Below are 16,160 nucleotides of genomic sequence, written 5' to 3' on the forward strand. Positions count from 1 at the left end.
TATTTGTTTTTAATTAATGTGTAGATAAATTATTATTATTCTTTAAAAGTACTTGATAGCCATCTTTCAGTTTTACCCTTATACGACTAGTCTTTTTATTAAATAGACCCTTGGCTGCAGAAATTCCAGCACCCGCAATCTGAGTTTCCATACTTTGATCCAAGGAAAGGAGTTGAAGACTTTGGATGGCATCATTTGAACCAGAATTAAGCGCATCGTTTACTAATGCGTCAGGCGCATTTATACCTTCCATACCATCTAACATATCATAGGTCGTGAAATCAACTGGTATGATGGATTTGCCAAGTCTGATATTTGTGATGTCCAATTGGATCCTTTGATTGCTCAACCTGCAAAGACCAAATAGGAAATGGCCTTTTGGAATTGTTTGCCCTTGGATATTGATTTCTTCTAGGAGCCTTAGTTTGACGACAGAACCTTGTCCAATTTTTTGCTTACCTTCAATGACAGCAGGAATTGCATTGAATGGATTATTATCATTAGGTTCTTTAAAGTTTTGTTTAATAGAGTTAGGATTTTGTATCTGCCAGATTTTTTCTAACATTCCATTCAATTGCTCAAGCTCTGGATCGGAAGCTTTGCTTACTGTATTCAATCTATCCTGAACGCTTTTAATTTGTTGAGCACTTGCGTCAGAAGTTGATTCTGAATAGTTATCAGGACCTTGAGGCGTATTAATAACCTTATTCAACTTATCCAGCTTTGACTGGAATTCCTTTTCCTGTGATTCCGAATGATAAATCGTAGCCGGTTCACCATCGTTCAAATCTGAGTTATCGAGATAGTTTTTCTCCCAATAATTATTATCCTTATTGAATTCTTTATACTTTAAAGAATCCTCACTAGCTCTATCATAATATTTCATTTTATCGAGACCTTTTTCAGAAGAAAGGTTTACTTGGGGTAGGGAAGATAATAGATGTTCAGTTGTCTTGGCATTTACATCATTACCTTTTCCACCGCCCATGATCCAAAATATCAGGGTAAGAAATGGAATCGTTATTACTGGTAAAAACAAAAGAAATCTTCTGGTTTTTTGATTTGGCTTTTTAAATAGATTGATTTTCATAATTATGGTTTTAAATAGATTTGATAAATAATTTCTAATTTATTGATACTGTCAATGCTGCTTAATTTCTTGTTAGGTATCACTTTTATCGATCCAATAGATACCCGATTTATTGACTTTTTAAAAATTAATGAAGTGCAATAAGAGGTTGCCAACGAAAAGAAAATTATCATTATTAATTTCTGCATCGTTAAGGATAATCTGTTGAAACCCGATTGTAACTTCGTAGCAATTTTTATTTGATATTCGATAATGATATTTACTATTTTTATTGCTAAAAAAGTTTGCCCTTTCCCCAAATGGATTGTTTTGTTCTTTCCACTTTTTAATAATCTCATGGTTGAATATTTAAAGGTTTGATGTCCTGATTGAATAGGATCTTCCAGTTTTCTATCAGAAATCCATGGGGATTGTTATCGCTTCTCGAAACCTCCCTGATTGTTCCTGAAGTCACTAATGCTCTTTTAATATTATTGGTTGAACGAATGACATCCTCAGTCGCATAACATCTGAATGAATAGGGGGGAATCTTCGAGTTCACCACTACACTATCTATATTTATACGTTGGCTGATATTTCCTGAAATAATATTTGTGTAGAATCCTTTTTCTTGGAGATCATCATATAGCTGTTTTGCACTACCGTCCGTTAGATAAAGTGCTTGTAGGATATGCTGCTTAATGACCTTTTCATCTGGATCTAAAGTGAAGAATAAATGATGAAAAGTCTCGACATGATCCCTTATCTCCACTTCTAAATTTTCTTCCCTTTCAGAATTTTTTGCCCGTATCACCTGACCATTTGCAATCACATAAACACTTGAATTTGCAGTTTTTACTGCGTCATAGCTTTTATAAATAGCATAACAGGTCATTAAAAAGCAAAGTGAGAGGAACACTAAACAAAACATCCTGACTTGACGAAATGCAGTATCTAGGTTTTTCATAGTATGGAACATGTTATAATTCTTTAATGGTGATTAGTTGGACAATTTGCCACTGAGATGAGAGCCTGCTTTACTGGAAATATCATTTGCACTTCCTGCACTCCGATAACCTTCGGCAAATTGACCTCCAGCATTCATAACATTTCCCGCACCTTGAGACATCCTCGAGCCAACAGCAGATGCAACACCTGTACTAGAAGTAGATAATAATTGCGTTACTTTCTGCACCATTGCTCCACCTCCACCTGCGCTTACAATATATCCTGCAACAGTAGGGACAGTAAAATATCCAACTATAGCAATGATCATAAATACCAGATAGGCTGTGTCAGTGCTACTGAAAAAGGTGTCGCTGTTTTGACTGATCTGCCCTATATCCAGCGTTAACATTTTTTCTTGAATTTTTCCAATGATGCTCCCAAATATGTTGGCAACTGGTAACCATAGAAATGTATTGATATATCTGGCTAGCCAGGAAGTAAGCGTATGTTGAAATCCATCAAAGACTGCAATTCCAAAAACAAAAGGCCCGAGTATGGAAAGAACAACCAAATTGAAAGTTCTTAAGGTGTTAATGCATAAAACAGCAGCTTCAAAGATTACTTTCAATACCTCGCTCATCCATTGCTTGATGGAATTACGGAAATTATAGGAGAGTTTAGCCATGCTGAACTTGAAATCATTTCCCAGACCTGCCATCATTCCTTCATTTGCAGGGTCATCATCGTAGGTATATTTATACCATTTATCCCGATTTCCATCACCCTCACTTCCAATATACATTTGATAGGATTCACTATTCTTTACCATTTTTTCTTTTTCCTTGAGTAATAATTCTATAGACTTGTTAGAATCCTGTACCATCGCTGAAGTCGCGTTTACAGTAGGTTGTAATATTCCATTCAGAAGATTGAGAACTTGAGGAAAAATCAGGATGGCGAAACCCAGGACAAATGGTCGTAACAATGGATAGAAATCTACAGGTTCTGCATTGGCTATATGTCGCCAAACTCTGGATCCGATATACCAAATTGTGGCAAAGCCTGCTATTCCTTGTGAAACTCCGATCAGTTTGCTACATAAAGGCATCATCTCTTGATAAAGCTGATCCAAGATAAGATGAAGACCTGAAGCACCAGAATTCATATCCTGCGCCATTAAGGTGTCGGGGTTGAGGAAAATCAACATGGAAAATAGGACTAAGAAGAGTTTTAAGAAGTTTTTCATATTTATTTTGATTAGGTTAATTAATACTATAATTCTTTCGGAAAGCCTCAATCTGTTTGAGCTCCCTTTCTTTATGATAAAAAATCATTTGCTGTTGTTGGAGAAAACCATCCAGAAATTGAGTTTTATCCAAAATCTCTGTATAAATTCGGTCAATCTCTTTCAACCTTTCATCATCATTCATTCTTAATTGATTTGCGCTGAGTATCATCGTTAAATCATCGAGGTTTTGTAAAGAACTTTTTCCGATTCTTTTCAATACTAATTGCAGGTAATTGAAATCTTCCAGAGACCATCCTTTTTTGGAAGAAAACGCTTTGAGAGCGGAGCTTGAGTTCTTAGCAAGCCTAATCTGTAGGTGTATAATTTCATTTACCCTATAATATTTTTTAACCGTTGGGCTTACCTTCAGAAGATTATCCAAGAAAGTTTCATGTAAACTGAAACTCCCCTCAGAGATTTTTTTTATGGTGCCATAACCTTGGTCGATGATGGTATATCCCTTTTTCATATCCTCAAGGATATTCTTGAATTGTTTCAATTTTTCTACATTTAATAGTAATTGCTTTACTTCTGCACTTTGGGAGAAACCTAAAAAGTAGCAGCAGCAGAAGCCTATGGTCAATAATGTCCTTTTCATATTTTTTCTATTTTATGCCTAATAATTTTTTTGATGAGGAGAGATCGGTTTGCTCATTTTCAATTTGGTTTGAATAGCTCTTCACCTGGATTTCAAAATATCGGATGAAACCATAAAGAGATTCGTAATCCATTTTTAAATCTTTGATTCTTTCCAATCTATGCTCATCGTCTAGTGATAAGTAATCATCCTTTGTTAGTTCGTCATAGCGATTGCTCAGTTGGATTTCCTCTTCCCTAACTTTTTTAAGAACCTCATTGAAATATGTCTTTTGCTGAACGTTAAATATTTGGTTCTTTGCGGTGAAGTTGTTGAGAAGATGTATCCGTTGATAGATCAAACTTTTTAAAGAGCCAATATCCATCCCACTCAAGAGCATTTTTGGATTTAATGACTTTTGGGATTCAAAAAAGAGATCATGTAATGTGAAATCACCGTTTTTGATCCTATTTATTGTTTTAGACCCATTATCAATAGCTTGGTATCCTTTTTTTAGATAGTTGGTATAAACCTCTAATTCTATGAGTTGTTGAATTAGATATTCCTCCTGTGTTTTTTTTGCCTAAACCATTCGTTAAATGTTTGCGCAAAACTTGTTTCGATGCTCAGTGAGCATAGCATATAAATGATTAAACTTTTCATATTAATTATTTAGGCCGTACCATTGGCGTATTTGATTAATCTCAGAACTACCCTTTGCCCTTGATATACTGAGCTGGATATTTTCTCTATTGAACCTCATCAAGTCAAAATAATTGGTATCAATTTGATCAGCCGCATCTCTGATAATTTCTAATCTTTCGGCATCTGACATTTGCGTTTGAAAAGCGGTAATGACAAGCATGACTCCATCAAGATTTTTTAGACTGGCATCCAATATTCCACTGTATACATTAGAGATATACATTAACTCCTTGGGTGTAAAATTTGGGTCCTTTTTTGTTAAGTCCCAAGCCTGTTGATAGGCTTTTAGTATCTTGGATTGTTTCAGACCAATATCTTTGATCCGGTGGTAATAGGTAATAGCGGTTTTGACTTTTTTAAGTTCCTCAAAGTAATCTTTGTAGAGATTGCGTTGTTTTTCTGACCAATCCGAGATTTCACCCAATCGTAATTTTGAAAGCTTATTTTCCAAAACCTTTTGTGCATTCTGTAACCAAATCGTTTTATTCTGTAAGCGTTGGACTTTCAGGTCAACGGCTTTTACGATTTTTTTGACTCCAGCCTTGATCACTTCTGCAAGTGGTATCTGCGCTTTTACCTCATGGGGTAAGAAGAATATGGTCATTGAAACTACTATCAACATTATCAATTTTCTAATCATCTTAAAACCTCCCTTTCTTTTTGTTTATCATTCACTAGATTTATGATCCCCTTTTCTATACTGCCAAACTTTAGGGCATATTCATTTACTTCTACCCGTTCTGCACCTTCTGTTGTATAGGCAAAATATTCTTCTGGACATAGTTCATTTCTATATACCTTCATTTCCTGACCTCCGAGATCTATGAATATTTCTCGATTATCCTTGTTCACAGAAAGGAGTATAGCCTTACCTTTTTCTGATAAACCCAGGACTTCCTGTAACTGGTCAAACTTGTTCAGGTATTTCTTCATATCCATCAAGATTTTTATATCTGCATTGTTAATAATTGCATCTTTGATAATAGGGGAGCTGACCAGATCATCCAGTTCTTGGGTAATTACTATGGGTATTCCATTAAACTTCCTGATGGTTTTGAATGCATATTTTAAGAAATTTGCCATTCCAGATTTTGCAATTGCTTTCCAGGCCTCATCGATAGTCAATACCTTTCTTGTTTTTCCTAGCTTTCTCATTTTGGAGATGAACATCTCCATTACAATCAGTGTCACCACGGGAAAAAGTATGGGGTGATCTTTGATGTTATCCAGTTCGATAACAATAAATGGCTGATTGAGCAAATCAAGATTTTCTCTAGCATTCAATAGATAATCAAATTCACCTCCTTTATAATAAGGTCTTAACACATATAAAAAGTTGCTTAAGTCAAAATCCTTATCCTTTACCTTTTGTGATATTAAGAGAGTTGAAAAATCATTTTTCAGATACTCATAGAAGCTGTCGAAACAAGGGAAGAGTGCTGGATTTTCATATTGTTGATTATAAAAGCCTTGGAGTGCCTCAGAAAGTGCAACATATTCACTTCTGTTAAAACTGTCATTTTCCTGTTTCCAAAGTGCAATCAATAAAGATTTGAGGCTTTCTTTTTTCTCGGTATCTAACTGGTCCCCTTCTCCAATATAGAATGGATTGAACTTGATCGGATTTTCTTCTGTATAGGTGAAATAATAGCCGTTGACCAATTCGCATAAACCTTTATAACTTCCTCCAATGTCTACCGTTACACAATGCGCACCCTGTCTAAAAAGGGTGCTTAGGATATGGTTTACCGTCATGCTCTTTCCACCACCAGAAGTTCCGCAAACCAGCATGCCCATGTTAGAGGTAAGTCCCTTTTTTCTCGGTTCATCAAACAAGTCTACATTTACAGGTTTAGATGCAATGCGGTCACAAAATCGGATTCCCGCTTTAGAGGATGAACTGCGGTAATTGGTTTCCATATTAAGGAAACATGATGCCTGTTCAGCAAAAGTGTCGAAGGTGTCATTCATTGGGAAGTCAGCTTCATTGCCAGGAATACCAGCCCACCATAGTTGTGGTGCGCCTATAGTTTCTGCTTTTACCGAAGCGTCTATTTTGGAAAAAGCCGTAGTCACCTGATTATTGAGGACCTGGAGTTCCTGCTGATTCTCGCTCCAAATTTGAATATTGAAATGTGCCTTTACTGGTAAACGCTGTTCACTGATTGCTTCGTTTAAAAAGTCGTTCGTGGCGTCCCGTGTAATTGAGTTTTCCCTAGAATAGGCAGACAGCGATTGTAATCTCAACCTTTTCTTCTCGAATTTTTTGAGTGTTGAGCTGGCATCTCCAACAAATAGATATTGGTTATAGATATGCTCACATGGCAGGAGTAATCCTAGATGCCCGGCAAAGCTGACAGGAAATCTAGTTTTGTCCGTGGAAAATTTATCATAAGTCATTCTGGAACCGCAAAAGTGGGGTAGTTCTAAAGCATCGCTAAGGGTATAAATCTTTAACTCTTTCTCTCCAATCCTTAAAGTATTTCCAAACTGAAAATCACTAAAGATACGTGAGTCGTCCTGTTGGTTTAGAAAGCTGTAGCGCTCTATAATTCCAGTTTCATTAGGTGAACTGCTTAATTCAACGGCCTTCATACGACGTAACTTTACTACTTTACAATCTTGGACTATGGATTGGAATTGATTAATTGTATCTGAAAAATCAGCTAATGATTTTTTGTCCAAGCAATCCTTAGGTACTAGATTAGGTTTGATCAAGTTGGAAAGTAATGAAGTGCATTCTCCGCGACCTTTAGGTTTTTTTGTTAAAAAGAGAAAACTCCGATGCTCCAAGAAAGGCCTATCCTTAAAATATTTTGAACTGGCAACCTTTAAAAAGTCATTCGATACAGTTGTAACTTCTGTATATTTCTCCTTTAAAAACCAATCCTGTTTATGAAGTATGCTATGCTTTGGCAAGATCTTAATCGCTTTGACCCATGATTGATGGATATTTTCATAATCATCATCCGAAAGTGTAAATGCCTCAGGTAATTCTACCTCAAACACTGCCGTAAAGTCCCCCTTTTTTGAAAGGATAAAATCATGTTCAATTCCCTTGATCGGGAAATGTTTTAATAAATTATATTCCATAGCTATCTTGATTTTTTAAGTAAAAAACTGATCTGGTATAACTTTTAATTTCCTTTGGCATCTTAGTCTTAGCTAACATTTTCATCATCCCATGGGTGCCATATTTATTACTCCAGTGAAATATTTTTTTGGTGAAAAATAAACCGGTTGAAAGAATGACCATTAAGCAGATATAGGTATTGACACCAACGATATATAGGACTGAAAAAAGAATGAGTAGAGCCAATAACACCCCAGCGAAATACACTATATATTGTGCCTGAAGTCCCCGAAACTCTATCGGCTTATTGATATTCTTATTGATTGGATATACACTGCTTTTCATGTTATATAGATATTCTAATAGATTTGCGTGATTGATTTTCTGGGATACTTATGGGTCTGACAATTGCTTCCTGTTTGTTTATTTTAATGTTATCTTCTTCGGTTTCTTCCGGCATCTGATGTTTTGTTAGCTTAGCGTTGATTTCTTTTTCTAGTTCAGTAAGCTCTATTTTCAAGGCCTTTAATTGTTCCTCTTTTTCATAAGGTTGTTTAACCAACTCAGTGATTGACTTGATCTCATTTTCGAGCTCGATAATCGTTTTTTCCTGTTTTTCTTTTAAGCCATTTACTTTATCAATCGCATTCAAAAAATACCTAACCGCCAGTTTTGGATTATCCAGATTAGGTTGCCCATGATTGAAATTATATTTGATGATACTGTCTGGATGCTGGGCATAGAGAAAATTACTTCGTTCAAAATCTATTATTCCATTGTTTTGAAATGCTTCCCGCTTTTGGGAAATGTAAAGCTCAAAGCCGTAGAGCTTCCCTAATGGTTTTGTTCCTTGGAAATCATCTTTAGGATTCCAGTTTTGGTGGAGGTTGATCAGGTACTTGCCGATAGCTTCATTGGGCTGATTTTCTAAACCCATAATTTTGACAGGATTTGCTTTTGTTCCGTCTTTTTCAAATAGCAGTGAAGCATTATAGTGTTTGGCATCTCTACTTAAGTCTTTGAGTATTTCATTCGACTTAGGAAGTTGAGACTCAAAATCTCCTAATTGAAACCTATATTTAGAAACTTGTCTAAAATGAGCGGTCTTTAAGCTTTCTAAGACAGCCACTTTTTTCTCCAATTTGGATTTCTCCAATAGTGAGGTGTCTCCAGAAAGAATGGCTACGTATTCTGCAAAGTTCATCCCGGTCTGTTCATCCATTCCACCCTCATCAATACTTCGCTTGCTCAACCCGCAATTTTTCATCTGGCTGATAAAAGTTTGCTTGTTCTTTAGTAAATTGAATTTGTAGTTATCCAAGGATTGCTCTACAGCATAGATGAAATTCCTGACCTTATTCCCAAAATCTGATTTGGCTAATAGATTCCCCTGCCTGGCACCTCTGCCATTTCTTTGTTCCAATTCCGAGGGCTTCCACGGAATATCCATGTGGTGCATCGCAACCACTTTAGCCTGTACATTTAAACCTGTTCCCGCTTTTTCAGTACTGCCTATTAAAATCCTGATTTCTCCCTTATTCATTTTCTGGAACAACACTGGTTTTTTAAGGTCTGTCCAATCATGGATATAAGTAATTTCCTCCCCGGGAATGTTGAAGTCGCGAACCAACTTATCCTTGATCGCATCGTAAATATTGAAACGGTCAGGTTTAGGCGTTCCAATGTCAGAAAAGATGATCTGCGTACCTTTTAGTTGATGACTTTCCCTATATATTTCAGCAACCTTCCTTGCACAGGTATTGGCTTTATTATGGGGGTGATCTTCGTAAAGATTTTCATCCACCAATCGCATATCCGCAGCCATCTTTTTAGCATAGTTAGTAGCAATCAGCATTCTCCCCTTATCTTCATCATCAGTAAGTGGAGCTCTTCCGATCAAGGTTGCATCCCCGGTTTTAGCGAACTCCATTAATCTGCTGATGAAATCACGTTGTTCGGGGGTAGGCTGGATGTTGATCAGCTCCTCGGCCAGTTCGGGTTTATCCAAATTGATATGTTTTGCTGTTTTATAGTCCGTGATCTCATTATAGAATAAGGCGAGCTCAGGGACCTTAATAAAATGCCTGAAACGTTCTTTTGCAACAATCTCATTGGTCACTGAAAATTCGAAATCAGTTGTCTTTTTTGCGAATACTGCTGCCCATGCATCAAAATTGCTGATGTTTTGACGTTCCAGTTCCCTGGGACGTAGGTACTTAAAAATCAGATACATTTCTGTTAAACTATTGGAGATCGGGGTGCCCGAAAGGAAAGTTACATTCAAATCACTCCCTTGCTCATCCTGAAGTGTTCGTATCGCAAAGAGCATGTTCAGTGCCTTTTGACTTCCCTGGGTATTTCCCAATCCTGCTACCCGTTGATGACGGGAGGTAAATCCTAGATTCTTAAACTTATGAGATTCATCGATGAAAAGATGATCAATGGACATCTCCTTAAAGTCGATTCCCGTATCTTTTTGATTCTCTATTTTATGAAGGATACTTTGAAGCTTGGTGTTTAAATTGTTCTTGCGGATTTCCAATCCCTTCAATAATTTTTTGGACATCGTTCCACCTAAACTTTGGAGGGTAGCCAAATCTTTTTCTAAGTTTTCAATCTCCTGACCTAAAATTTCCTGCTGCTTTTCAGGTGATTGTGGGATCTTCCCAAATTGGTCATGCGTTAATATGATACAGTCCCAATTGTTATTCTTGATTTCATGAAAAAGCCTCAATCGTTTGTCTGGCGTAAAATCCTTTTCTCTTGGAGCTAAAATCTTTGCATGGGGATAGGCCTGCTGATAGGTTTCTGTAATCTGGTTCACATTTGCCTTCAATGCCAATATCATCGGTTTTTGGATGATACCCAATCTTTTCATTTCTTGTGCTGCCACGATCATGGTCAAGGTTTTACCTAAACCAACCTCATGGTCAATCAGTGCGCCTCTGTTCTGGATAATCCGCCAAACTGCATTTTTTTGGGAACTATACAAATCTTCAATCCCTAAAGTGTTCTTTTTTAATCCTGGAAACTTTAGGTGTGTTCCATCAAATTCCTGCAAGACATAACAGTTGAATTTTTCGTTATAAAGTTTTTCGATGGTATTTTGCTCTTCCAGAGGAAGCGTTTTTAACCACGCTACAAAACCATTTCTGATTCCTTCAATCTTTTCAAAAGCCAGTTGGATAGCCTCATTATCAGGAATGCGAATCGTTTCATTTCCCCTTTTTATCTCATAGGTAAAGTGCGGATTTGTGTTTTCTAAAGCATGTTCCAGAAGTGTACTTGCATAGGTAGTCCTCCCACTTTTTGGGGTGATAGAGAACTGATTCCTTGCCTTGGATAGGTAGTTGTTTGAATTTACCTTGAAGGAATCTATTGAGGTTAAATAAGTGATCTCCACATCACTCTCCAAAAGGGAAGAAACGTATCTTTCGTAAAAAGATAACGGAATCCAACGCTCCCCAAAATTGAAATCAAGAATCTCAAACGGGATGAGTTCGGGTTGTACTTTGCGAATTGCTTCTAAACTGGCCATAAAATTGACGTCCTCTGGATGTCTTTTATGTTTAGCAGTTACTACTTTAAGTTTCTCGACTACGTTTCCAGATAAATATTGAGTAGCAGTATCCCAGGCATCCTTTGCTGGATCATAAAAAATATGAAGTTTGAGAGCATTTAAGGTTTCAGATTCACTCTTTCCTAAGCTTTTGCTGATGAGTGGAATATCGACTCTCCCCAAATCACTCAAACATCTGCCCAATGCTTCAATAGGATCTTTTGTGAAAAATATAGTTTCCTTTTGGGCAAGCGGAGCTTTTAAAATATCTGATTTTGAAAATCTAACACCCTCTATTCGCTCTACTGAAGACAGCATCATTAATCCAAAAGCATGGTCCTCCAAGATCTTACGCTTATTGGCGGGAAGATTTAAGTTTCCGTATGCACTAAAAAAGGCGTCATAGCTTTTATCACATTTAATTCGAAGTACCTCGGTTTCAGGGCTATCTACATTTTCTTGATGATCGAAAGCTAGATAGGCATCCCTTAAGTCAATGTATTTTTTGTAAAAGGCTAAATCTTGTTGAGCAATTGGGCTCATCGCAGCGATGTCTTTAGCTATACCCGTTTCAATTAGCCTTCCAATGATATTTCCATCAGTCCACAACATCCCTATTTCTTCATAAGGCTTTAAGCTGATGCTGATTTTTTGGTGTGCTACTAGATGGAAAGGATTTTCAAAAAATGGAGCTGTACTTTGAACAAATTCTATGTCAGTACCATTGATAAATTTGCTCACTCTATTCAGTTCGTATTGTAGTTCAGGGAGCTTCAGCCACTTTTGGCTTGGCTTGATCTCCGCGATATTACTATATAATTTATATTGAAATCGTTGATTACTTTTGGTTTTTGCCGTGACCAAAACAATTCCTTCGTGTTTTGGATTTGATTTGCGACTTAAAGTACTCACTACTTTTGCGGTCTGTGGATTAATGATAGCCTCATCCAGATCACTCAAATAGTCTACCGCCCTATTGGTGTTTGTTTCGTTTGGGACATCAAAAAGTCCAAGCTGTGCAATGTTAGAACTTACCTTAAAGACAGGGGCATTTAAGAAAGTAATAGTTACCTGCTGTTTCTCCTTTTGCTTTACAAAAGATTCCTGTAAATCGATCCATAAGGATCGGTTAAATTTCGTGAGCAGGCTTTTGGTAAGTATCGCTGATAACTGATCAGAAATACCATCTAGCTTGCCATTCTGTAAAACCCGCAAATGAGGTTTACCATATTGGTTGGTGCCAATATCTATTTGATCTCCACAAATTAGCTCCGGATGGCTTTCAATATATTCGTTAACAAAATATTCTTGCTGTCCATCGAGTTTAGCTATGCTTTCAACTAACAAGATTTCATCTGTACTGAGTTTAACTTTGAAAGTATTTTTCTGTACGAGTAGGAGATGAGTTGGTGCAGTTGTTCCTGCATGGTCCGTCATGAGGTTATCCGGCATGACTGCTAATCCTACAAAATCTGCCCTATTGAAAAGATAGCTTCTCGCTGGTTTGTTAGAAGGACTGTTCAAAAAAGCATCAGTAGTGAGGTAAACCATTAAACCTCCTTCACCAAGATGTTCCAGACCCTTTGCGAAAAAGTAATTGTGAATCCCGGATTTTACATCATTGTCTTCGATAGTTTGGTCATACACACTAAAATTACCGAAAGGAATATTGCTGATGACAAGGTCGTTTGCTGGCTTAGCTTTTAATTCTTCAAAACCATTATGATTAATCTGATTTTCAATCTGGATATTTTTCAATAAGGTCGCTAATACCCTCGCCGTTAACAAATCCTTTTCTACGGCTTCCACCCGCTCCAAACTTTGAAATTTTTCGATTGCTTTGCTGATAAAAATTCCTGCACCAGCGCTAGGTTCATAAATCTTTTTTGGGCTAAGTTGAAGTTTAGCCAAAGAATTATAAATCAGTTCAGGAAGGAATTCTGGGGTATAAAAGGCAGTAAGAACACTGTTTTTTGCTGAAGAAATGGCTTCTTGATAGTCATATGCGGATAGATTTCCCTCTAACAGCTGATGGAACTCCATCATACTTGAATAGAGTTTTAAATCCTCTGAAGTAGCCCCTAATTTCTCCCATTGGCTTATGGCTGCCTTTGGATAAAGGATTGCTTTTATCCCACCAAAACCACCATAATTTTTTAATTCCTCTATTTCTTTAGGAGGCAAATAGTCATTACCATCTGTTCTTAATGCAATTTTAAGAGCATTGATGTTGGCAGTCAATTGTTCAGCAGGGCGGAATGACATAAAGCTGTTCTAGTTTTGTTTTAGGTAATCATTGATAAATGCGGTGAGCGCATAACGAAGCATATCATTGTCTTCACGCTCAGCATTAATTGGAAATTCTTTGAACAAATGACCCGCCTCCTGAATGAGGTTGATGGTCTCAAAAGTCAAGGTTCCATTTTCTTGCATCATCAAATAATCACCTGCAAATTCTTCTTCTAATAATGCTTTTAAATAGATAAACTTTGAGGGCTTTAGATCTTCCGTCAATCGATTCATGCAAAGTTCCTTAATGATATAACTAGGTTCTCCGGATTCTATGAGGTTTTGCAGGTATATACCAATAGCGGCTATTTTCTCATCTAAATAATTGTTTAAAGAAAAGGTCTCTTCTAAATGAACTACCAGTTCAGGGTGGCTTTCGCAGATATAACTGTGAAGATTTGTTTTCAAGATGGTATGCATAGTTCAGCTTATTTTATAGTCCAAAAAATGATTTGATGATTGTTGCAACTACCACTAAAAAGACACAACTCCCAAACCAGGCTGCGGCAACTTTACTTGTATCCTGATCTCCGGCATTCCATTTCTGGTAAACTTTCACTGCGCCTATTAAACCGATGAGGGCACCAACTGCATACATTAATTGTGTCCCGCTTTCAAAATAACTACGTACTTTTTGGTTAGCTTCCATAATTCCAGCATTACCATCTTGTGCGAAAATGGGTAGGGTAGTGGCAATGAGCATTGTTGCTATAGCTAGTTTTTTAAGATCAATGTTCTTTAAGGTTATATTTTTCATAGCTGTTTTTTTGTTTTTTGATTAGGATTTCCCTTTTTCCTCTCCGTTGAGGTAGCAACAGAGAGGAGGGAATTACGACCATCGCAATACTATTTATATCATCGATTACTGCCTACGCAGAAGCACGGATGGTGGCCTTTTTTTTTAAGAGGTTTAGTTGCTATTCCATAACTGCATGGTCTCTTCCTCACTCAATCCTGTAAGTCCATACGCTTTACTTTCCTTAACTATCAACTCATTAATAGCGGGCTGAAATTCAGAGTCTTTCAGGTTAGGGAAATTGTTGATAATAGAGGCAAGGTGTGCCTTGAATGCCAGTGGCTGATATTCATGATCAGCAGCAAAACCGATTCCTTCATTTAATTCTTCAATCAGACTATCTACTTCCTGGATCTCCGGCTCAGGTTCTTGCCAATCGTTGGTTTCAACTGCATTTTCAGGAACTACCTCCTCATCGTCATCAACAATAAACAGCGGATTAGAAAAGTCATCTGATCCTTTAGGAAGGATATTACTAAGAGTCGGTCCGTAACAATAAATGAATACGATGATGTAATAGGTAATTACCAAAAGGGTAATGGTAATCATAAATGTGGTCCAAGAGATGCTTTCCATTGTTTCGAGATTTTAATTCGTTTGCGTTTTGTTGAAACAAATGTGGGGAGAAGCCAAATGTTATCAGGATACTATTAAATAGTTGTACCCCTGTATCCCTTGTAAATGAATAATTTATAATATAATGCTAAGGATTTCTATAAGACTAATTCATATCATCAATTAATCATGCTACTAATCTTGGCCCTTAATCCAACACGGGTATGCTTCGCAAGGGTCTATTTGAAAAATGGGTATCCACCTTACGTCGGAGCCTCCGCATTTTTAAAATTTCTACCCTTCCCTTTGTCGGTTTAACAGCCATTAGATGCACCATAATTAATTTAATAACAATTAAAATTTAGTATTATGGAAACCTTCACAAATCAATCATCATTATTTCATGTAGCAGAAATCAGCATCAGTTATTCATCAAAAATTAAGAATTCAGAAAGGATAAAAGTTGACAACTCAAAAGAAGTGTTTAAGATATTTTCTGAAGGTTGGGATCATCATAAGATTGATTTATTTGAACAGTTTAAGATTTTGTTGTTAACTAAGTCAAATAGGGTAATTGGTTTATTCGAAGCTTCTTCTGGAGGAGTTTCAGGTTGTTTAGTAGATCCAAAGATAATTTTCGCAACAGCTGTTAAAGCATGTGCAAGTTCCATAATTTTAGCACATAATCATCCTTCAGGTAACTTAAAGCCGAGCCAAGCAGATATTTCTATCACAAAAAAACTTAAGGAAGGTGGTAAATTATTGGATATTGAAATCTTAGACCATCTAATTGTAACCTCTGAAGGATATTATTCTTTTGCAGACGATGGAATGTTACCTTAAATAAATATTTGAAATTAAGCTCAACGGAAGTTGAGCTTTTTATATAATAAAGATACAATGTTTTGATTTGGGATGAAAACTCAGAATATTTAAAAAACCCAACTAAATAAGTTGGGTTATATTATTTTTTAGGCTTCGTTTTTCTTAGCAGTAACATCGTTTCGAATGTCCTGAGCAAATACTTTTGCTTTTTGCATTGCATTTCTTAAACGTGTGCCCGCAGCTTTATTTCCTTTCTCAAAAAAAGCAGTGGCTTCTGCTTCTGCACCTTCAATCATGGCTTTCAATTCTTTAAATTTATCCATGTCTTTATTATTGTTTGAATTAATATAGAAATTTAATAGGGAAGTTAATTTTTAGTATCATAAGTTACAATTAGTAACTGACTCAATTTACTTATTAAAATTTTTATTTAGATTCTCAAACTCTCAATATTTTATCACAGTCTTCAATGTCAA

15 protein-coding genes are annotated in these 16,160 nt (G+C 36.5%); 1 reads left to right on the forward strand and 14 read right to left on the reverse strand.

The annotated features are described in order from the left end of the window. Positions 1-13: 13 nt before the first annotated feature. The 13 genes from traM to A5893_RS02565 form a co-directional block, all read right to left on the reverse strand. Positions 14-1,090, reverse strand: a complete 1,077-nt coding sequence (gene traM, locus A5893_RS02505; RefSeq protein WP_068820961.1) for a conjugative transposon protein TraM — start codon at positions 1,088-1,090, stop codon at positions 14-16. 2 nt (positions 1,091-1,092) lie between these two features. Beyond that, positions 1,093-1,428, reverse strand: a complete 336-nt coding sequence (locus A5893_RS02510) for a hypothetical protein (RefSeq protein ID WP_068820962.1) — start codon at positions 1,426-1,428, stop codon at positions 1,093-1,095. Beyond that, positions 1,425-2,036, reverse strand: a complete 612-nt coding sequence (gene traK / locus A5893_RS02515) for a conjugative transposon protein TraK (protein ID WP_232456787.1) — start codon at positions 2,034-2,036, stop codon at positions 1,425-1,427. Before traK ends, A5893_RS02510 begins: the two co-directional genes overlap by 4 nt. A gap of 33 nt (positions 2,037-2,069) precedes the next feature. Further along, positions 2,070-3,263, reverse strand: coding sequence for a conjugative transposon protein TraJ (traJ, locus tag A5893_RS02520; RefSeq protein WP_068821426.1), 1,194 nt, complete (start codon positions 3,261-3,263; stop codon positions 2,070-2,072). A 16-nt stretch (positions 3,264-3,279) separates the two neighbouring features. Then, complete coding sequence (locus tag A5893_RS02525) at positions 3,280-3,903, reverse strand: hypothetical protein (RefSeq protein WP_068820964.1); 624 nt, start codon at positions 3,901-3,903, stop codon at positions 3,280-3,282. Positions 3,904-3,910: 7 nt separating this feature from the next. Further along, entirely contained in the window at positions 3,911-4,267 is a 357-nt protein-coding gene (locus A5893_RS02530; RefSeq protein ID WP_157687367.1) for a hypothetical protein, read from the reverse strand. Positions 4,268-4,546: 279 nt separating this feature from the next. Further along, the gene (locus A5893_RS02535) at positions 4,547-5,209 is read right to left on the reverse strand and encodes a conjugal transfer protein TraI (RefSeq protein ID WP_232456788.1); all 663 of its coding nucleotides are present in this window, start codon (positions 5,207-5,209) and stop codon (positions 4,547-4,549) included. Positions 5,210-5,223: 14 nt separating this feature from the next. Continuing rightward, a complete protein-coding gene (locus A5893_RS02540; protein WP_068820967.1) occupies positions 5,224-7,680 on the reverse strand; it encodes a TraG family conjugative transposon ATPase in 2,457 nt (818 codons plus the stop codon). Further along, positions 7,670-8,005: a DUF4133 domain-containing protein gene (locus tag A5893_RS02545; protein WP_068820968.1), complete on the reverse strand. Its 336-nt coding sequence runs from the start codon at positions 8,003-8,005 to the stop codon at positions 7,670-7,672. The genes A5893_RS02540 and A5893_RS02545 overlap by 11 nt, the downstream gene beginning before the upstream one ends. A 1-nt stretch (position 8,006) precedes the next feature. Then, the gene (locus tag A5893_RS02550; protein WP_068820969.1) at positions 8,007-13,484 is read right to left on the reverse strand and encodes a helicase-related protein; all 5,478 of its coding nucleotides are present in this window, start codon (positions 13,482-13,484) and stop codon (positions 8,007-8,009) included. Between the two features lie 9 nt (positions 13,485-13,493). After that, positions 13,494-13,928 (reverse strand): DUF1896 family protein, encoded by a 435-nt coding sequence (locus A5893_RS02555; protein WP_068820970.1) that lies wholly within the window; start codon positions 13,926-13,928, stop codon positions 13,494-13,496. Positions 13,929-13,941: 13 nt separating this feature from the next. Then, positions 13,942-14,211: a DUF4134 domain-containing protein gene (locus A5893_RS02560; RefSeq protein ID WP_232456798.1), complete on the reverse strand. Its 270-nt coding sequence runs from the start codon at positions 14,209-14,211 to the stop codon at positions 13,942-13,944. Between the two features lie 207 nt (positions 14,212-14,418). Next, complete coding sequence (locus tag A5893_RS02565; protein WP_068820972.1) at positions 14,419-14,880, reverse strand: hypothetical protein; 462 nt, start codon at positions 14,878-14,880, stop codon at positions 14,419-14,421. A 348-nt stretch (positions 14,881-15,228) separates the two neighbouring features. On the opposite strand from A5893_RS02565, the gene A5893_RS02570 reads away from it, so the two are divergent. Then, complete coding sequence (locus A5893_RS02570) at positions 15,229-15,702, forward strand: JAB domain-containing protein (protein WP_068820973.1); 474 nt, start codon at positions 15,229-15,231, stop codon at positions 15,700-15,702. A 128-nt stretch (positions 15,703-15,830) separates the two neighbouring features. Here the strand turns inward: A5893_RS02570 and A5893_RS02575 are convergent, their stop codons facing one another. Next, entirely contained in the window at positions 15,831-16,007 is a 177-nt protein-coding gene (locus A5893_RS02575; protein WP_068820974.1) for a histone H1, read from the reverse strand. Positions 16,008-16,160: the final 153 nt, after the last annotated feature.

This window comes from Pedobacter psychrophilus, from assembly GCF_001652725.1.
GTDB lineage: Bacteria > Bacteroidota > Bacteroidia > Sphingobacteriales > Sphingobacteriaceae > Pseudopedobacter > Pseudopedobacter psychrophilus.